Source organism: Klebsiella sp. CD33, from assembly GCF_051992865.1.
Lineage (GTDB): Bacteria > Pseudomonadota > Gammaproteobacteria > Enterobacterales > Enterobacteriaceae > Klebsiella > Klebsiella pneumoniae.
The window spans coordinates 534,030-550,864 of sequence record NZ_CP197023.1; the positions used below are offsets into that span (position 1 = coordinate 534,030).

At 55.4% G+C, this 16,835-nt stretch carries 20 protein-coding genes and 1 tRNA gene; 16 read left to right on the forward strand and 5 right to left on the reverse strand.

Translation table 11 applies throughout. The features are described from left to right. Window positions 1-4: 4 nt before the first annotated feature. The 4 genes from mlaC to murA all read left to right on the forward strand — a co-directional run bounded on the left by mlaC (window position 5) and on the right by murA (window position 2,634). Complete coding sequence (gene mlaC / locus ACR809_RS02595) at window positions 5-640, forward strand: phospholipid-binding protein MlaC (RefSeq protein ID WP_004185852.1); 636 nt, start codon at window positions 5-7, stop codon at window positions 638-640. Then, window positions 640-927 (forward strand): lipid asymmetry maintenance protein MlaB, encoded by a 288-nt coding sequence (mlaB, locus tag ACR809_RS02600; RefSeq protein WP_004185850.1) that lies wholly within the window; start codon window positions 640-642, stop codon window positions 925-927. The genes mlaC and mlaB overlap by 1 nt, the downstream gene beginning before the upstream one ends. A gap of 139 nt (window positions 928-1,066) precedes the next feature. Then, window positions 1,067-1,321: a BolA family iron metabolism protein IbaG gene (gene ibaG / locus ACR809_RS02605; protein WP_004144910.1), complete on the forward strand. Its 255-nt coding sequence runs from the start codon at window positions 1,067-1,069 to the stop codon at window positions 1,319-1,321. A gap of 53 nt (window positions 1,322-1,374) precedes the next feature. Continuing rightward, window positions 1,375-2,634 (forward strand): UDP-N-acetylglucosamine 1-carboxyvinyltransferase, encoded by a 1,260-nt coding sequence (gene murA, locus ACR809_RS02610; protein WP_002918382.1) that lies wholly within the window; start codon window positions 1,375-1,377, stop codon window positions 2,632-2,634. A 55-nt stretch (window positions 2,635-2,689) separates the two neighbouring features. Here murA and sfsB read toward each other — a convergent pair whose 3' ends face one another. Continuing rightward, window positions 2,690-2,962, reverse strand: a complete 273-nt coding sequence (sfsB, locus tag ACR809_RS02615; RefSeq protein ID WP_002918381.1) for a DNA-binding transcriptional regulator SfsB — start codon at window positions 2,960-2,962, stop codon at window positions 2,690-2,692. 197 nt (window positions 2,963-3,159) lie between these two features. Then, window positions 3,160-4,131: an octaprenyl diphosphate synthase gene (gene ispB, locus ACR809_RS02620; protein ID WP_108452371.1), complete on the reverse strand. Its 972-nt coding sequence runs from the start codon at window positions 4,129-4,131 to the stop codon at window positions 3,160-3,162. 260 nt (window positions 4,132-4,391) lie between these two features. On the opposite strand from ispB, the gene rplU reads away from it, so the two are divergent. From rplU to cgtA, 4 genes are all read left to right on the forward strand, one after another. Beyond that, window positions 4,392-4,703 carry a 50S ribosomal protein L21 gene (gene rplU / locus ACR809_RS02625; protein WP_002918379.1) on the forward strand — a complete coding sequence of 104 codons (312 nt, stop codon included), beginning with the start codon at window positions 4,392-4,394 and terminating at the stop codon, window positions 4,701-4,703. A gap of 20 nt (window positions 4,704-4,723) precedes the next feature. Further along, entirely contained in the window at window positions 4,724-4,981 is a 258-nt protein-coding gene (gene rpmA / locus ACR809_RS02630; RefSeq protein ID WP_002434222.1) for a 50S ribosomal protein L27, read from the forward strand. Between the two features lie 93 nt (window positions 4,982-5,074). Next, window positions 5,075-6,040, forward strand: a complete 966-nt coding sequence (locus ACR809_RS02635) for a DMT family transporter (RefSeq protein ID WP_004149938.1) — start codon at window positions 5,075-5,077, stop codon at window positions 6,038-6,040. A gap of 15 nt (window positions 6,041-6,055) precedes the next feature. Beyond that, entirely contained in the window at window positions 6,056-7,234 is a 1,179-nt protein-coding gene (cgtA, locus tag ACR809_RS02640) for an Obg family GTPase CgtA (RefSeq protein WP_002918377.1), read from the forward strand. Between the two features lie 51 nt (window positions 7,235-7,285). On the opposite strand, the gene dacB is transcribed toward cgtA, so the two are convergent. Next, window positions 7,286-8,719 (reverse strand): serine-type D-Ala-D-Ala carboxypeptidase, encoded by a 1,434-nt coding sequence (gene dacB, locus ACR809_RS02645; protein ID WP_004149937.1) that lies wholly within the window; start codon window positions 8,717-8,719, stop codon window positions 7,286-7,288. A gap of 235 nt (window positions 8,720-8,954) precedes the next feature. Between dacB and greA the strand changes: the two genes are divergently transcribed. Next, the gene (greA, locus tag ACR809_RS02650) at window positions 8,955-9,431 is read left to right on the forward strand and encodes a transcription elongation factor GreA (protein WP_002918375.1); all 477 of its coding nucleotides are present in this window, start codon (window positions 8,955-8,957) and stop codon (window positions 9,429-9,431) included. 152 nt (window positions 9,432-9,583) lie between these two features. Here greA and yhbY read toward each other — a convergent pair whose 3' ends face one another. Continuing rightward, window positions 9,584-9,877: a ribosome assembly RNA-binding protein YhbY gene (yhbY, locus tag ACR809_RS02655; protein ID WP_002918374.1), complete on the reverse strand. Its 294-nt coding sequence runs from the start codon at window positions 9,875-9,877 to the stop codon at window positions 9,584-9,586. Window positions 9,878-10,000: 123 nt separating this feature from the next. Here yhbY and rlmE point away from each other — a divergent pair, with 123 nt between their 5' ends. From rlmE to ACR809_RS02690, 7 genes are all read left to right on the forward strand, one after another. Beyond that, window positions 10,001-10,630, forward strand: coding sequence for a 23S rRNA (uridine(2552)-2'-O)-methyltransferase RlmE (gene rlmE / locus ACR809_RS02660; RefSeq protein WP_002918373.1), 630 nt, complete (start codon window positions 10,001-10,003; stop codon window positions 10,628-10,630). A 99-nt stretch (window positions 10,631-10,729) separates the two neighbouring features. Continuing rightward, window positions 10,730-12,664 (forward strand): ATP-dependent zinc metalloprotease FtsH, encoded by a 1,935-nt coding sequence (gene ftsH / locus ACR809_RS02665; protein ID WP_002918372.1) that lies wholly within the window; start codon window positions 10,730-10,732, stop codon window positions 12,662-12,664. Between the two features lie 93 nt (window positions 12,665-12,757). Then, a complete protein-coding gene (gene folP / locus ACR809_RS02670) occupies window positions 12,758-13,606 on the forward strand; it encodes a dihydropteroate synthase (RefSeq protein ID WP_002918371.1) in 849 nt (282 codons plus the stop codon). Beyond that, window positions 13,599-14,936: a phosphoglucosamine mutase gene (gene glmM, locus ACR809_RS02675; protein WP_023280604.1), complete on the forward strand. Its 1,338-nt coding sequence runs from the start codon at window positions 13,599-13,601 to the stop codon at window positions 14,934-14,936. Before folP ends, glmM begins: the two co-directional genes overlap by 8 nt. A gap of 229 nt (window positions 14,937-15,165) precedes the next feature. Beyond that, complete coding sequence (secG, locus tag ACR809_RS02680; RefSeq protein WP_002918369.1) at window positions 15,166-15,495, forward strand: preprotein translocase subunit SecG; 330 nt, start codon at window positions 15,166-15,168, stop codon at window positions 15,493-15,495. Between the two features lie 9 nt (window positions 15,496-15,504). Next, window positions 15,505-15,591 (forward strand) — tRNA-Leu (locus ACR809_RS02685). A 297-nt stretch (window positions 15,592-15,888) separates the two neighbouring features. After that, complete coding sequence (locus ACR809_RS02690) at window positions 15,889-16,137, forward strand: hypothetical protein (RefSeq protein ID WP_002918368.1); 249 nt, start codon at window positions 15,889-15,891, stop codon at window positions 16,135-16,137. A 41-nt stretch (window positions 16,138-16,178) separates the two neighbouring features. Here ACR809_RS02690 and ACR809_RS02695 read toward each other — a convergent pair whose 3' ends face one another. Further along, a complete protein-coding gene (locus tag ACR809_RS02695) occupies window positions 16,179-16,730 on the reverse strand; it encodes a YfaZ family outer membrane protein (RefSeq protein WP_023280603.1) in 552 nt (183 codons plus the stop codon). Between the last annotated feature and the right edge of the window lie 105 nt (window positions 16,731-16,835).

A 16,835-nucleotide genomic window follows, 5' to 3' on the forward strand; every position in this document is an offset into this window, starting at 1 on the left:
CGATATGCTTAAACGCTTACTCATGGTCGCCATGCTGGTGATTGCCCCGCTGACCGCCGTCCAGGCTGCAGATCAGTCCAATCCGTATAAGCTGATGAATGAAGCGGCGCAGAAAACCTTCGATCGCCTGAAGAATGAACAGCCGAAGATTAAAGCTAATCCTAACTATCTGCGCGACATCGTCGACCAGGAGTTATTGCCGTATGTACAGGTGAAATATGCCGGCGCGCTGGTGCTGGGCCGCTATTACAAAGAAGCGACCCCTGCGCAGCGTGAGGCCTATTTTGCCGCCTTCCGTGAATACCTGAAGCAGGCCTACGGTCAGGCGCTGGCGATGTACCATGGGCAGACTTACCAGATTGCTCCGGAGCAGCCGCTGGGCAGCGCAACCATCGTTCCGATCCGCGTCACTATCATCGACCCGAACGGTCGTCCGCCGGTACGTCTTGACTTCCAGTGGCGTAAAAATACCCAGACCGGCAACTGGCAGGCCTACGATATGATCGCGGAAGGGGTGAGCATGATCACCACCAAACAGAATGAGTGGAGCGATCTGCTGCGCACCAAGGGCGTTGATGGCCTGACCGCGCAGCTGAAAGCGATCTCTGCGCAGCCGATCACCCTGGAACAGAAAAAATAATGAGCGGGCAGCTGAGCTGGACTCGCGAGGGCGAGACGCTGGCGCTGCACGGGGAGCTGGATCAGGATCTGCTGGTCCCGCTCTGGGAGGCGCGCGCCCAGGCGACGGCGGGAACGGCGATCATCGATCTCAGTCAGACCACGCGCGTGGACACCGCGGGCCTGGCGCTGTTAGTGCATTTTATGGCGCTGATTCGCCGTCAGGGCCGGGAAGCGCAGCTGGTCGGCAAGAGCGAAAACCTGCAAACGCTGATCGGTCTTTACAACCTGCCTGCCGATCTGATCTGATAATCTTTTCAGTGCCTTAGCACTGAAGCTATTCCGAAAGCCCTGGCAATCTTTTCGCCGGGGCTTTTTGCTTGTTTAAGACCGCGCCACTTTCCTCTAAGATGTTGGGCTGTTTTCACTATCAGATAAATTTGAGCCCATGGAAAATCATGAAATTCAGACCGTGCTGATGAACGCACTCCCCCTCCAGGAAGTCCACGTCTCTGGCGATGGCAGCCACTTTCAGGTTATTGCTGTGGGTGAGATGTTCGATGGCATGAGTCGGGTGAAAAAGCAGCAGAGCGTCTACGCGCCGCTGATGGAATATATTGCCGACAACCGCATCCATGCGCTGTCGATCAAGGCCTTTACTCCGCAGGAGTGGGCGCGAGACCGCAAACTCAATGGCTTCTAAGCTGTGGGGGATCCCCTGCAGCGTATGTGAATTTTTAATAGAGAACAGAATCAATGGATAAATTCCGTGTTCAGGGGCCGACTCGCCTTCAGGGTGAAGTCACCATCTCCGGGGCAAAAAACGCCGCCCTGCCAATCCTCTTTTCCGCGCTGCTTGCCGAAGAGCCGGTAGAGATCCAAAACGTACCTAAGCTGAAAGACATCGATACCACCATGAAGCTGCTGAGCCAGCTGGGCGCGAAGGTCGAGCGCAATGGTTCGGTATGGATTGACGCCGGCCCGGTCGATGTATTCTGTGCTCCGTACGATCTGGTGAAAACCATGCGCGCCTCTATCTGGGCGCTGGGCCCGTTGGTGGCACGTTTCGGTCAGGGGCAAGTTTCTCTGCCTGGCGGCTGCGCTATCGGCGCGCGTCCGGTCGATCTGCATATTAGCGGTCTGGAGCAGCTGGGCGCCGAGATCAAACTGGAAGAAGGTTATGTCAAAGCCTCGGTCAGCGGTCGCCTGAAAGGCGCGCATATTGTGATGGATAAGGTGAGCGTCGGCGCCACCGTAACCATCATGAGCGCAGCGACGCTTGCGGAGGGAACGACGATTATTGAAAACGCCGCTCGCGAGCCGGAGATTGTCGATACCGCCAACTTCCTGAACGCGCTGGGCGCAAAAATCACAGGCCAGGGTAGCGATCGCATTACCATCGAAGGCGTGCAGCGCCTGGGCGGCGGCGTCTACCGTGTGCTGCCTGACCGTATTGAAACCGGGACTTTCCTGGTGGCCGCGGCGATTTCCGGCGGCAAGATCCTCTGCCGTAACGCGCAGCCGGATACCCTGGATGCCGTACTGGCGAAGCTGCGCGACGCCGGGGCTGACATCGAAACGGGCGAAGACTGGATCAGCCTCGATATGCACGGCAACCGTCCGAAAGCGGTCAACGTGCGTACCGCGCCGCACCCGGGCTTCCCGACCGATATGCAGGCCCAGTTCACGCTGCTTAACCTGGTAGCGGAAGGGACCGGCGTGATCACCGAAACGATCTTTGAAAACCGCTTCATGCACATTCCGGAGCTGATCCGTATGGGCGCGCACGCGGAGATCGAGAGCAATACCGCTATCTGTCACGGCGTGAAGCAGCTTTCTGGCGCGCAGGTGATGGCGACCGATTTGCGCGCGTCGGCGAGCCTGGTGCTGGCCGGCTGTATCGCTGAAGGGACCACCATCGTCGATCGCATCTATCATATCGATCGTGGCTATGAGCGTATCGAAGATAAACTGCAGGCCTTGGGCGCCAATATTCAACGCGTGAAGGGCGAGTAACCGCGTCCTGACAGCGCCCCGGGACGTTGTTCCGGGGCGCTGTCGAGCAATCACATCACTTGTCGATCTTCTTCTGACGCATCATCTGCGTTCTGTCGATAAACTCATGAGTCACCGGGTCGTGGTAGCGTGACGGCCAGATGACCCACGGCTGCGTTTCCAGCGCTGTGGCGATAATCAATTCGCCTTTCGGCCAGGGGCGGGTCAGGGCGTTCGCCAGCGTTGAAGAACTTAGTCCGTGCCGTCGCGACTCTGCCGCCAGCGATGTTCCCCGTTTACGTAATCCCGCAACAATATCTGCGGGATGCCAGTCGATGAACTTATCCATAAATTCTCCTGGTGTTAAAGGTCCAGATCGTCCCACATGGGCGATAGAGACACTATACCCGCGTATTATGTAGGGTTCTAACAAGTTCTGTTAAAGCGCCGGAATATTCAGAATCTATCAAGATATTCGGAAGTTTAGGGAGAGAAATGACATTTTACTGGAACTTTCCCGCGCGTCGCGCGGGAAAGGAGGGGGGATTAATGATCGCGCTGGACTGCAATATGCGCCAGCCTAATCAAGGCTTCGCGCCAGGGCGTGTCCGGGAGGATCTGCAGCGCGGCAATGGCTTTGTCAGCTTCTTCTTCGGCACGCTTCTGCGTCCATTCCAGCGAACCGCAGGTCGCCATCGTTTCCAGCACAGCATCCAGTAGATGGCGGCCGTTGCCTTGCTCGATCGCACCGCGGATCATCGCTGATTGATCGGGTGTGCCATGGTGCATGGCGTGCAGCAGCGGTAGCGTGGGTTTACCTTCGTTCAGGTCGTCACCGACGTTTTTACCGAGCCGCTCGCCGTCAGAGCTATAATCGAGTAAATCGTCGATTAGCTGGAAAGCGGTGCCGAGATAGCGGCCATAATCCTGCAACGCGCGCTCTTCTTCCGCAGTGCAGTCGGCCAGCAGTCCCGCACACTGCGAGGCTGCTTCAAACAGGCGCGCCGTCTTGCTGTAGATAACGCGCATGTAGTTCTCTTCGGTGATATCCGGGTCATTGACGTTCATCAGCTGCAGCACTTCTCCTTCGGCAATGACGTTCACCGCTTCCGACATGACCTCAAGGATCTTCAGCGAGCCCAGCTGGGTCATCATCTGAAAGGCGCGGGTATAGATAAAATCGCCGACCAGCACGCTGGCGGCATTGCCAAACGCCGCATTGGCCGTGGCTTTGCCGCGACGCATATCAGACTCATCGACGACGTCGTCATGCAGCAGGGTGGCGGTATGAATAAATTCAATCAGCGCGGCAATGGTGACATGCGCGCTCCCCTGATAGCCCACCGCGCGTGCGGCGAGCACAGCAATCATCGGGCGAATGCGTTTGCCGCCGCCGCTGACGATGTAATAGCCTAACTGATTGATAAGCTGAACATCGGAGTTGAGTTGCTCAAGAATCGTCGCATTGACACCCGCCATATCTTGCGCGGTTAACTCATTGATTTTTTCTAAATTCATCGCAAAAGCCGGGCCAAATGTCCTGTTACCATGAATCCAGGTGGGATCACAGAAGGATTAAGACAGAATTAAAAGAAGATATGATTGTACTGAAAAATTGCCGTAGATAAACGTTGTCGTGAAAGTTGTGTTTTTTTTCTGCATTGATCGCTAATCGCTCTTGTCAAAGGCTCGCGTTTTGCGTAATATTCGCGCCCTATTGTGAATATTTATAGCGCACTCTGAATCACATAAAGAGGTGCGCGGAAGCGGAGTTTTATATGTACGCGGTTTTCCAAAGTGGTGGTAAACAACACCGAGTAAGCGAAGGTCAGACCGTTCGCCTGGAAAAGCTGGACATCGCAACTGGCGAAGCTGTTGAATTCGCTGAAGTGCTGATGATCGCAAACGGTGAAGAAATCAAGATCGGCGTTCCTTTCGTTGAGGGCGGCGTAATCAAAGCTGAAGTTGTTGCTCACGGTCGTGGCGAGAAAGTTAAAATCGTTAAGTTTCGTCGTCGTAAACACTATCGTAAGCAGCAGGGCCATCGTCAGTGGTTCACTGATGTGAAAATCACTGGCATCAGCGCCTAAGACCTGAGGAGTAGATTTAAATGGCACATAAAAAGGCTGGCGGCTCGACTCGTAACGGTCGCGATTCAGAAGCTAAACGTCTGGGCGTAAAACGTTTCGGCGGTGAAGCAGTTCTGGCAGGTAGCATCATCGTTCGTCAACGTGGTACTAAATTCCACGCTGGTACCAACGTTGGTTGCGGCCGTGACCACACTCTGTTCGCTTTGACTGACGGTAAAGTCAAGTTCGAAGTTAAAGGCCCGAAAAACCGTAAATTCATCAGCATCGTTGCTGAATAAGTTTTTCGCGTCCCGGTAACGGATGAAAGCCCCGCAACACGTTGCGGGGCTTTTTACATTCGTCTACCGGAAAATTTTTGCAGGGAAACAGGCATGAAGCAGCAGGCTGGGATTGGCATTATTCTGGCGCTTACCACCGCAATGTGTTGGGGAGCGTTGCCGATTGCAATGAAACAGGTTCTCGAGGTGATGGCGCCGCCTACGGTGGTCTTTTATCGCTTTCTGATGGCCAGCATTGGGCTTGGCGCGATCCTCGCGATCAAAGGCAAACTGCCGCCGATGCGAATTTTTCGCAAGCCGCGCTGGCTGGTGTTATTAGCGATTGCCACCGGCGGTCTGTTCGGTAACTTCATCCTGTTTAGTTCTTCCCTGCAATACCTCAGCCCCACGGCTTCTCAGGTCATCGGCCAGCTATCGCCGGTGGGGATGATGGTGGCTAGCGTCGTAATTCTGAAAGAGCGCATGCGCGGCACCCAGGTGGTGGGCGCGTTGATGCTGCTCAGCGGGCTGGTGATGTTCTTCAATACCAGTCTGATTGAAATCTTTACCCGCCTGACGGACTACACGTGGGGGGTAATTTTCGGCGTTGCTGCCGCTACGGTGTGGGTAAGCTACGGCGTCGCGCAAAAGGTGTTATTGCGCCGTCTGGCATCACAGCAGATACTATTTTTGCTGTACACTTTGTGTACGATTGCATTACTGCCGCTTGCTGAGCCCGGAGTGATTTCCCGGTTAAGCAGTTGGCAACTGGCATGCCTGATTTTTTGCGGGCTGAATACCCTGGTCGGCTACGGGGCGCTGGCGGAAGCCATGGCGCGCTGGCAGGCGGCGCAGGTCAGCGCGTTAATCACCTTGACGCCACTGTTTACGCTACTGTTTTCTGATTTATTATCAATGGCCTGGCCCGATGTTTTCGCCAGACCGATGTTAAACCTGATTGGTTATCTCGGTGCGTTTGTCGTGGTTGCGGGCGCGATGTATTCCGCCATCGGCCATCGTCTTTGGGGACGTTGGCGTAAGCGAGAGGCGGTAGTACCGCTGCCCCGCTCAGGCGAATGATTTACGGAGAGTAAAATGAAGTTTGTAGATGAAGCAACGATCCTGGTCGTAGCAGGTGACGGCGGCAATGGTTGCGTAAGCTTCCGCCGCGAAAAGTATATTCCGAAAGGCGGTCCGGATGGCGGCGATGGCGGCGATGGCGGCGATGTCTGGCTGGAAGCGGACGAGAACCTGAACACCCTGATCGACTACCGTTTTGAAAAATCGTTCCGCGCCGAACGTGGGCAGAATGGTCAAAGCCGCGACTGTACCGGTAAGCGCGGTAAAGACGTGACGGTAAAAGTGCCGGTCGGCACCCGGGTTATCGATCAGGGCACCGGCGAGACCATGGGCGATATGACCAAACACGGTCAGCGTCTGATGGTGGCGAAAGGCGGCTGGCACGGTTTGGGCAACACCCGTTTCAAATCGTCCGTTAACCGTACGCCGCGTCAGAAAACCATGGGTACCCCGGGTGATAAACGCGACCTGCAGCTGGAGCTGATGCTGTTGGCCGATGTCGGGATGCTGGGCATGCCGAACGCCGGCAAATCCACCTTCATCCGTGCGGTCTCCGCCGCCAAGCCGAAAGTGGCTGACTATCCGTTTACCACCCTGGTGCCAAGCCTGGGCGTGGTGCGTATGGACAATGAAAAGAGCTTCGTAGTTGCCGATATCCCGGGGCTGATTGAAGGCGCAGCGGAAGGGGCAGGCCTCGGTATCCGCTTCCTCAAGCACCTCGAGCGCTGCCGCGTACTGCTGCACCTCATCGATATCGATCCGATCGACGGCTCCGATCCGGTTGAGAATGCGCGCATTATCATCGGCGAGCTGGAGAAATACAGCGAGAAGCTAGCCTCCAAACCACGCTGGTTAGTTTTCAACAAGATTGACCTGATGGACAAGGCCGAAGCCGAAGCCAAAGCCAAAGCGATTGCCGAAGCGCTGGGTTGGGAAGAGAAATTCTACCTGATCTCCGCGGCCAGCCAGCAGGGCGTGAAAGAGCTGTGCTGGGACGTGATGACCTTCATCATCGAAAACCCGATCGTCCAGGCGGAAGAAGAGCAGAAGCCGGAGAAAGTCGAGTTTATGTGGGACGACTATCACCGTCAGCAGCTTGAAGAGGCCGAAGCCGAAGCAGAAGATGACGAAGACTGGGATGACGACTGGGATGAGGACGACGAAGAAGGCGTCGAATTCATCTACAAACGCTAATCCTGACTTCTCTGGATCAAAAAGGGCCGCATCTGATGCGGCCCTTTTGTTTTAATTGTTCTGGTACAAATCTTTATACAAGCGGCTTTCAAAGCGGACCAGTGGGATGCGGCGATTGCGCTGATCAGCTGGCTCCACGGCGTATCCGGAGAGATATTGCACGAAGGCCACCTTTTGTCCGCTGGCGGTAGTGATGAAGCCTGCGAGGTTATAAACCCCCTGGAGCGACCCGGTTTTCGCCGAAACTTTACCATCGACGCCCGCCTGATGAAGACCGGCGCGATACTGCAGCGATCCGTCATGGCCCGCCAGCGGCAGCATGGAGATGAAGTTGAGCTCGGTATCGTGCTGGGCGATATACTGCAGCACCTGCATCATGGTCGCCGGGGCGATCAGGTTGTGGCGCGACAGGCCAGAGCCGTCGGCGATGATAGTGTTGCCGAGATCGACCCCAGCCTGTTGACGCAAGATCTGCCGTACGGCATCGGAGCCCGCCCGCCAGGTGCCAGGTACGCCAAACCGGGCGTGGCCGATGGTGCGAAAGACGGTGTCGGCAATCATGTTGTCTGACTTCTTCAGCATGATCCGCAGCAGATCGTGCAGCGGAGCCGACTGGCTGGTTGCCAGCACGGTGCCGGGCTCATTGGCCAGCGTCTGGCGCAGCAGCGTGCCGCTGTAGGTGATCCCCGCCTGGGCCAGCTCGGCTTTGAGGATCGCTCCGGCATAGCTGGCGCCATCCTGAATGGCGAAGGCCAGAGGCAGCGGCTCGCTACGCTGCGGCAGGCAGCCGGTGAGAGTATAGCGATTGAGATCGCCCGGCACCACGTCGAGCTCGCAATACTGCGCTTCCGATGAGCCACGCGCCAGCGTTCGCACCTGGCTGAACATGGTGACCGGATAATAGGATGCAACGCGAATGAAGGCGACATCGCCCGGTTTCTGCGCGCTATACAGCGAGACAGAGAAGCAGTTACGGTCGACAATCGCCGCCGCCGGCGGGGCGCTGAAGCACTGCGTCAGGTCGTTCCACGGCCAGCCGGGCGCTTTGTCATGGCTGGCGAAGACCGACGTATCGATGAGCACATTGCCTTCGATACGCTGCACGCCGGCTTTTTTCAGCGTCGCCACCATATTGCGAATATCCTGCCGTTTAAGCGTCGGATCGCCGCCGAAGCGCGCAATCAGGTCGCCTTTCAGCACGCCGCCGTCAAGGGAACCTTTGGTTTCCAGCGTGGTGGTAAAGCGAAAATCGGGCCCCAGTTGCAGCAGCGCCGCCAGCGCGGTGATGACCTTTTGCGTACTGGCCGGGAGCGCCATTTGCTGGCTGTGATAGTCGATTTCCGGCGTCGATGCGCCGACCTTTTGCGCCATAAAGGCAAGGTTCGCACCGGCGGGAAGCTGGTTGATGTACTCGTCAATATTCGCCGCCTGAGCGCTAAGCGCTATACCGGCGGTCAATCCGATGATAAATCTGGGAAATCGCATAATCTCGCGCTAACAACCTGAAGCCAGGCCGTCATACTACGGTGCAACGCCCAGTAAAGTAAACGATGACCCATAATGAACTTCGGGGTAAAATACCCATCAAATGAAAAATTGCTGCTGACCTGGGGAGTGTTTCCCGGGTCGGTTTCTTTTTGCTCGTGTCCTGCCCGTGGGCAGGACAGGTGGCGGAGCGGAGCTATCCGTTCCCTGAAGGAATGATAAAGAGGTATAACTAATGCAAGCGATTCCGATGACCTTACGTGGCGCTGAAAAACTGCGCGAAGAACTGGATTATCTGAAGTCTGTGCGTCGTCCTGAAATCATTGCCGCTATTGCTGAGGCCCGTGAACACGGCGATCTGAAAGAGAATGCCGAGTATCACGCCGCGCGTGAGCAGCAGGGTTTCTGCGAGGGGCGTATCAAGGATATCGAAGCGAAGCTGTCTAACGCGCAGGTTATCGATATCACCAAAATGCCGAACAACGGCCGGGTGATTTTTGGTTCTACCGTCAGCGTGCTGAACCTCGATACCGACGAGGAACAGACCTACCGCATCGTGGGCGATGACGAAGCTGATTTTAAGCAGAATCTGATCTCCGTGAACTCGCCGATCGCCCGCGGTCTGATCGGCAAAGAGCAGGATGACGTCGTGACTATCCGTACCCCGGGTGGGGAAGTGGAATACGAAATTACCAAGGTTGAATACCTGTAAGGCGTATTTCCCGCTACGATGTTTATAGATTGTAAAGAAAGGAAAAAGGCCGCATAGCGGCCTTTTATCAACGTCAGGAGCATGGCATTTTGCTCGCCTGGCCGCAGAAATCCCTCGTTTTACACAAAGTTGTGTCGAGATTCAGGATATTCTTAGCGTGGCAGCGAGATTTTACGCTCTGGCGTTGGGCGGTACAGAACCAGCGTTTTACCGATGACCTGTACGTTACAGGCGCCGGTTTCGCGTACGATGGCTTCCACGATCAAGGCTTTTGTTTCGCGATCTTCTGAGGCGATCTTCACCTTGATGAGTTCATGGTGCCCTAACGCTTGTTCGATCTCGGCCAGTACCCCTTCGGTCAAACCATTGTTGCCAAGCATAACTACCGGCTTGAGCGGATGTGCCAGACCTTTCAGGTGCTGTTTTTGTTTAGTACTCAGATTCATCGTATTTTTTTGCTTACGTTGGGATTGAAAACGGGTCATTCTACCGCCATCTCCCATATATCGCCAAACTACCGCGTCGATTTTTACGCAGTAAAGTACGATGAACCCGAACGGGAATGTTAAATGACAGGTAAAAAGCGTTCTGCCAGCTCAAGCCGCTGGCTTCAGGAACACTTTAGCGATAAATATGTTCAACAGGCACAGAAAAAGGGGTTACGTTCCCGTGCCTGGTTTAAACTTGATGAAATACAGCAAAGTGACAAAATTTTTAAGCCGGGGATGACGGTAGTCGACCTCGGTGCTGCTCCCGGCGGCTGGTCGCAGTATGCGGTCACGCAGATCGGCAACAGCGGCCGCATCATCGCTTGCGATCTTTTACCAATGGATCCAATCGTTGGTGTGGACTTCCTTCAGGGCGATTTTCGTGATGAATTAGTCCTGAAAGCGTTACTTGAGCGAGTGGGCGACAGTAAAGTCCAAGTTGTCATGTCCGATATGGCGCCGAATATGTGCGGAACACCGGCGGTGGATATTCCCCGGGCTATGTATCTGGTAGAACTGGCGCTTGAAATGTCTCGTGATGTATTAGCGCCAGGTGGTAGTTTTGTAGTGAAGGTGTTCCAGGGCGAAGGCTTCGATGAGTATCTTCGAGAAATTCGCTCCCTGTTTACGAAGGTCAAAGTTCGTAAGCCGGACTCTTCCCGCGCTCGTTCGCGTGAAGTGTATATTGTAGCGACCGGGCGTAAACCATAACCGGCAGATTTCAAACGAAAGTTTGAAAGAAACTGGATATAGAGTATCCTGACGCTGTTTTTAACACAGTTGTAATAAGAGGTTAATCCCTTGAGTGACATGGCGAAAAACCTAATACTCTGGCTGGTCATTGCCGTTGTGCTGATGTCAGTATTCCAGAGCTTTGGGCCCAGCGAGTCGAATGGCCGCAAGGTGGATTATTCTACCTTCCTGCAAGAGGTCAATCAGGACCAGGTTCGCGAAGCGCGTATCAACGGACGTGAGATCAACGTTACCAAGAAAGATAGTAACCGTTACACGACTTACATTCCGGTTAACGATCCGAAGCTGCTCGATAACCTGTTGACTAAAAACGTCAAAGTTGTTGGCGAACCACCAGAAGAGCCGAGCCTGCTGGCTTCCATCTTCATCTCCTGGTTCCCAATGCTGCTGCTGATCGGCGTCTGGATCTTCTTTATGCGGCAAATGCAGGGCGGCGGCGGGAAGGGCGCGATGTCCTTCGGCAAAAGCAAAGCCCGTATGTTGACGGAAGACCAGATCAAAACCACTTTTGCAGACGTTGCCGGGTGTGACGAAGCGAAAGAGGAAGTCGGCGAGCTGGTAGAATACCTGCGTGAGCCGAGCCGCTTCCAGAAACTGGGCGGTAAAATCCCGAAAGGCGTCCTGATGGTCGGCCCTCCGGGTACCGGTAAAACGCTGCTGGCGAAAGCGATCGCTGGTGAAGCGAAGGTACCGTTCTTTACCATTTCCGGTTCTGACTTCGTCGAAATGTTCGTCGGTGTGGGCGCTTCTCGTGTGCGTGACATGTTCGAACAGGCTAAGAAAGCCGCGCCTTGCATCATCTTCATCGATGAAATCGACGCCGTCGGCCGCCAGCGTGGCGCAGGCCTGGGCGGTGGACACGATGAACGTGAGCAGACCCTGAACCAGATGCTGGTTGAGATGGACGGCTTCGAAGGTAACGAAGGTATCATCGTTATCGCGGCGACTAACCGTCCGGACGTTCTTGACCCCGCGCTGTTGCGTCCGGGCCGTTTTGACCGCCAGGTGGTGGTTGGCCTGCCGGATGTTCGCGGTCGTGAGCAGATCCTGAAAGTGCATATGCGTCGCGTTCCGCTGGCGCCGGATATCGATGCGGCAATCATTGCGCGCGGTACCCCGGGCTTCTCCGGTGCGGATCTGGCCAACCTGGTCAACGAAGCGGCGCTGTTTGCTGCCCGCGGCAACAAACGCGTTGTGTCGATGGTTGAGTTCGAGAAAGCGAAAGACAAAATCATGATGGGTGCGGAACGTCGCTCCATGGTGATGACGGAAGCGCAGAAAGAGTCTACTGCTTATCATGAAGCGGGCCACGCGATTATTGGTCGCCTGGTGCCGGAGCACGATCCGGTGCACAAAGTGACGATTATCCCGCGCGGTCGTGCGCTGGGTGTGACCTTCTTCCTGCCGGAAGGCGATGCAATCAGCGCCAGCCGTCAGAAACTGGAAAGCCAGATCTCCACCCTGTACGGCGGTCGTCTGGCGGAAGAGATTATCTACGGTCCGGAACATGTTTCTACCGGTGCGTCCAACGATATTAAAGTGGCGACGAACCTGGCGCGTAACATGGTGACCCAGTGGGGCTTCTCCGACAAACTCGGTCCGCTGCTGTATGCGGAAGAAGAGGGTGAAGTCTTCCTCGGCCGTAGCGTTGCGAAAGCGAAGCATATGTCCGATGAAACCGCGCGTATCATCGACCAGGAAGTGAAATCGCTGATTGAGCGTAACTACGGTCGTGCTCGCCAGCTGCTGAACGACAACATGGACATTCTGCACGCGATGAAAGATGCGCTCATGAAGTATGAGACCATCGATGCGCCGCAGATTGACGACCTGATGGCTCGTCGCGAAGTTCGTCCGCCAGCGGGTTGGGAAGAACCTGGTTCTTCTAACAACTCTGACAACAATGGCACGCCTCGTGCGCCGCGTCCGGTTGATGAACCGCGTACGCCGAACCCGGGCAACACCATGTCAGAGCAGCTGGGCGACAAGTAAGCTACCGCTGTTGATGCTTGTTTAACCTTAAAACCCCGGGCGTCCGCTCCGGGGTTTTTCTTTTTTAACCTCTTCAGTCTCAGGGATTTTGTGATGAAACTTGTAGCCCAGGGCTCAACCCTCGATCTCTCTCACCCCCACGTGATGGGTATTCTAAATGTGACGCCTGACTCCTTCTCCGATGGCGGCGCCCATAATTCGCTGATTGAGGCGGTGAAGCATGCCAATCTGATGATCAACGCCGGCGCGACCATCATTGATATCGGCGGTGAATCGACGCGGCCAGGGGCGGCTGAGGTTAGTGTGGAAGAGGAGCTTGCGCGGGTGATACCGGTGGTTGAAGCCATTGCCCAGCGCTTTGAGGTATGGATCTCAGTGGATACCTCCAAGGCGGAGGTTATTCGCCAATCGGCCCGGGCCGGGGCGCATATCATCAACGATATTCGTTCGCTGACCGAGCCCGGCGCGCTGCAGGCCGCCGCGGAAACCGGACTGCCGGTGTGTCTGATGCATATGCAGGGACAACCAAAAACCATGCAGGAGGCGCCGAAGTATGAGGACGTCTTCGCCGATGTTGAGCGTTTTTTTAATGAGCACATTGTGCGCTGCGAACAGGCGGGGATCGCAAAAGAAAAATTGCTGCTCGACCCGGGATTCGGTTTCGGTAAAAATCTCTCCCACAATTACCAACTGTTGGCCAGGCTTGGGGAGTTTCATCACTTTGGTCTGCCGCTGCTGGTCGGTATGTCACGTAAGTCGATGGTAGGTCAGTTGCTGAACGTCGGGCCGTCGGAGCGGCTGAACGGCAGCCTGGCGTGTGCCGTCATTGCAGCAATGCAGGGCGCGCAGATTATCCGCGTCCATGATGTCAAAGAAACGGTAGAAGCGCTGCGCGTGGTGGAAGCCACCCTCGCCGCTAAGGGAAAAAAACGTTATGAGTAACCGCAAGTATTTTGGCACCGATGGTATTCGTGGCCGCGTCGGCGATGCGCCGATCACTCCGGAGTTTGTGCTCAAGCTGGGCTGGGCGGCGGGCAAAGTGTTAGCGCGTCACGGTTCGCGTAAAATTATCATCGGCAAGGATACCCGTATTTCGGGCTATATGCTGGAATCGGCGCTGGAAGCTGGACTGGCGGCAGCGGGGCTCTCTGCGTCGTTCACCGGGCCTATGCCGACACCGGCCATCGCCTACCTGACGCGCGCCTTCCGCGCCGAGGCGGGGATTGTTATCTCTGCTTCACATAACCCTTTCTACGACAACGGCATTAAATTCTTCTCCATTGAGGGCACCAAGCTGCCGGATGATGTCGAAGAGGCGATTGAAGCCGAAATGGAGAAAGAGCTCACCTGCGTGGATTCGGCTGAGCTGGGCAAAGCCAGCCGTATCGTTGATGCGGCGGGGCGCTACATTGAATTTTGTAAGGGTACCTTTCCCAACGAACTGAGCCTGGGCACGCTGAAAGTGGTGGTGGATTGCGCGCACGGCGCGACCTATCACATCGCCCCTAATGTCTTCCGCGAGCTGGGAGCCCAGGTTATCGCGATGGGCTGCGAGCCAGACGGTCTCAACATCAACGAAGAGGTCGGCGCCACTGACGTGCGGGCGCTGCAGGCGCGCGTGCTGGCGGAAAAAGCCGATCTGGGCATCGCCTACGACGGCGATGGCGATCGGGTGATTATGGTTGACCACGAAGGCAATAAAGTCGATGGCGACCAGATCCTCTATATCATAGCCCGGGAAGGATTGCGTCAGGGGCAGCTGCGCGGCGGCGCCGTCGGCACGCTGATGAGTAATATGGGGCTGGAGCTGGCGCTCAAGCAGTTAGGCATCCCGTTTGCCCGCGCGAAGGTCGGTGACCGCTATGTACTGGAGATGCTCCAGGAAAAAGGCTGGCGCATCGGTGCGGAAAACTCCGGCCATGTGATCCTGCTGGATAAAACCACCACCGGCGATGGCATTGTCGCCAGCCTGCAGGTGGTCGCGGCGATGGTCCGCAACCACATGAGCCTGCATGACCTGTGCAGCGGGATGAAAATGTTCCCTCAGCTGCTGGTGAATGTCCGCTTTACCGAGGGCAGCGGTAACCCGCTGGAGAATGAGCGCGTCAAAGCGGTGACCGCGGAAGTGGAGGCGGCGTTAGGAAAACGCGGCCGTGTCCTGCTGCGTAAATCGGGTACGGAGCCGCTGATCCGCGTGATGGTGGAAGGCGAGCATGAAGATCAGGTGCACGAGTTTGCGCACCGCATCGCTGAGGCGGTAAAAAGCGTTTAGCTTTGCCGGCTAAGTGGTTAAAAAGGCGGCGCTTGCCGCCTTTTTTATGATCGAAAATTGGCTTTTTGCTGTTTTTTTCTGCAGTTGATACAATGTGTCGAAATTGCCCTTGCGAAGGTCATTCGCTTTGGTTAGTATTCACACCCGCTTCAGTGGGAAACGTTAAAACGTCCCGCTTTATTGGTCGAAGCACTTGGTATGCGGCGAATCCGCAAGGAACAGGTTGATTATGTACGAAGCTCTTTTGGTTGTTTTCCTTATTGTAGCGATTGGCCTTGTAGGTCTGGTTATGCTGCAGCAAGGTAAAGGCGCTGATATGGGAGCCTCCTTCGGTGCAGGCGCTTCCGGCACACTGTTTGGGTCCAGCGGTTCTGGCAACTTTATGACCCGTATGACCGGCATCCTGGCTGCGCTGTTCTTCATCATCAGTCTGGCGCTGGGTAATATCAACAGCAACAAGACCAGTAAAGGAAGTGAGTGGGATAATCTGAGCGCGCCGAAAACGGAGCAAACTCAGCCAACTGCGCCGGCTCAGCCGACCAGCGATATCCCGCACTAAGTATTCTGTACCGAGGTGGTGGAATTGGTAGACACGCTACCTTGAGGTGGTAGTGCCCTAACGGGCTTGTGGGTTCGAGTCCCATCCTCGGTACCAATATTCCAGAAAAAAGACGCTGAAAAGCGTCTTTTTTTGTTTTTGTCCCCGCTGGACATTTATTTATAAACATCTCTTCGCTGGTTGCCTCCTTTTACTGTCGTTAAAGTCGCCTCGTCAAATTAACAGAGGTGAAGTGACACAATGAACAAGATCGGGTTGCTTATCGTCGCCGGCGTGCTCGGTTTAGCTGGGTGCAGTTCAACATCGCCCTCCCAAACGGTGGAGACGATTAATGCGCTAACCGTACCGGTATCGCCCAGTGAGTCTGGGACTACAGCGAATCATGCCCAGGCGGTGAGGCGCTATTTCCAGGACAATACGGCACTGATTAGTCGCCTTAACCATTCGTTGAAAAGTCATTATCTGCAGGACGTGGAGCGCCGCGATGTGTTCGACAGACACAGCGAGGCGTATAAGGTGTATGGCGCCCTGACCCGCCTGGAGCAGATGGCGTCCATGAATGAGGTTTACCGCAAAGAGAATAATATTGCAGGCCTACAAGAGATCAACCGCGTACTGAAAAGCGTGCCGCTGACCAGCTGAGAATGAAACAGGGACTGCCGACCGGCAATCCCTGTGAAGAGTTAAAAGCGGAAGTTAACCCCGGCGTAAGCGCCGTCGGCCAGCGTGTTATCGCGATTGCCATCTTTCCCTGCCATATCAATATAGCGATAGCCAGCTTCGATATTCAGAGACGGGAGCACGTTAAGGCGTACCCCGGCATTGGCCTCCACATAATCCTCAACGCCGCTGGACATTGAGTCCGGTGAGTAATAGCCCTCGCCGAAAAACGTGAAATACTGACCAAGGGGGAGTTCAGCGCCACCACCGGCGGCGATGGCGTAACCTTCATCACCATCTTTTGGGTTCAGATAGACCGCCTTACCGCCCAGGGTCATCAGAAAAGGGCCAACGTTAAAGTTATAACCCATTCCCAGTCCTGCACTATCTCCGTCGTTGTCGCTATGAGCCCACTGAGAACTGAACGTCATACCCGGTTCCCCGGCGCCAAAGCTGGCGGACAGATTGGTAAACTCGGCGCCAGCTTCTCCATGCAGGTTAACGGCTGCGCAGGCAGCGCTGCTGGCTCCCAAAGCGATCGTTACGGCAACCATTTTTGCAGCAATAGACTTCATTATTAAATTCCTTCAGATAAAAAAAAGCCCGATATGGGCGTTCGGGCATAATTAACGGGTTCGTGCATCTCATTGTTATGGTCGCGGCAGGCGAGGGGGCAACTC

Bases quoted from the DNA above. Each gene is read 5' to 3' on its own strand.
- mlaC (WP_004185852.1), top strand. From the start codon at position 5: ATGCTTAAACGCTTACTCATGGTCGCCATGCTGGTGATTGCCCCGCTG.
- mlaB (WP_004185850.1), top strand. From the start codon at position 640: ATGAGCGGGCAGCTGAGCTGGACTCGCGAGGGCGAGACGCTGGCGCTG.
- ibaG (WP_004144910.1), top strand. From the start codon at position 1,067: ATGGAAAATCATGAAATTCAGACCGTGCTGATGAACGCACTCCCCCTC.
- murA (WP_002918382.1), top strand. From the start codon at position 1,375: ATGGATAAATTCCGTGTTCAGGGGCCGACTCGCCTTCAGGGTGAAGTC.
- sfsB (WP_002918381.1), bottom strand. From the start codon at position 2,962: ATGGATAAGTTCATCGACTGGCATCCCGCAGATATTGTTGCGGGATTA.
- ispB (WP_108452371.1), bottom strand. From the start codon at position 4,131: ATGAATTTAGAAAAAATCAATGAGTTAACCGCGCAAGATATGGCGGGT.
- rplU (WP_002918379.1), top strand. From the start codon at position 4,392: ATGTACGCGGTTTTCCAAAGTGGTGGTAAACAACACCGAGTAAGCGAA.
- rpmA (WP_002434222.1), top strand. From the start codon at position 4,724: ATGGCACATAAAAAGGCTGGCGGCTCGACTCGTAACGGTCGCGATTCA.
- ACR809_RS02635 (WP_004149938.1), top strand. From the start codon at position 5,075: ATGAAGCAGCAGGCTGGGATTGGCATTATTCTGGCGCTTACCACCGCA.
- cgtA (WP_002918377.1), top strand. From the start codon at position 6,056: ATGAAGTTTGTAGATGAAGCAACGATCCTGGTCGTAGCAGGTGACGGC.
- dacB (WP_004149937.1), bottom strand. From the start codon at position 8,719: ATGCGATTTCCCAGATTTATCATCGGATTGACCGCCGGTATAGCGCTT.
- greA (WP_002918375.1), top strand. From the start codon at position 8,955: ATGCAAGCGATTCCGATGACCTTACGTGGCGCTGAAAAACTGCGCGAA.
- yhbY (WP_002918374.1), bottom strand. From the start codon at position 9,877: ATGAATCTGAGTACTAAACAAAAACAGCACCTGAAAGGTCTGGCACAT.
- rlmE (WP_002918373.1), top strand. From the start codon at position 10,001: ATGACAGGTAAAAAGCGTTCTGCCAGCTCAAGCCGCTGGCTTCAGGAA.
- ftsH (WP_002918372.1), top strand. From the start codon at position 10,730: ATGGCGAAAAACCTAATACTCTGGCTGGTCATTGCCGTTGTGCTGATG.
- folP (WP_002918371.1), top strand. From the start codon at position 12,758: ATGAAACTTGTAGCCCAGGGCTCAACCCTCGATCTCTCTCACCCCCAC.
- glmM (WP_023280604.1), top strand. From the start codon at position 13,599: ATGAGTAACCGCAAGTATTTTGGCACCGATGGTATTCGTGGCCGCGTC.
- secG (WP_002918369.1), top strand. From the start codon at position 15,166: ATGTACGAAGCTCTTTTGGTTGTTTTCCTTATTGTAGCGATTGGCCTT.
- ACR809_RS02695 (WP_023280603.1), bottom strand. From the start codon at position 16,730: ATGAAGTCTATTGCTGCAAAAATGGTTGCCGTAACGATCGCTTTGGGA.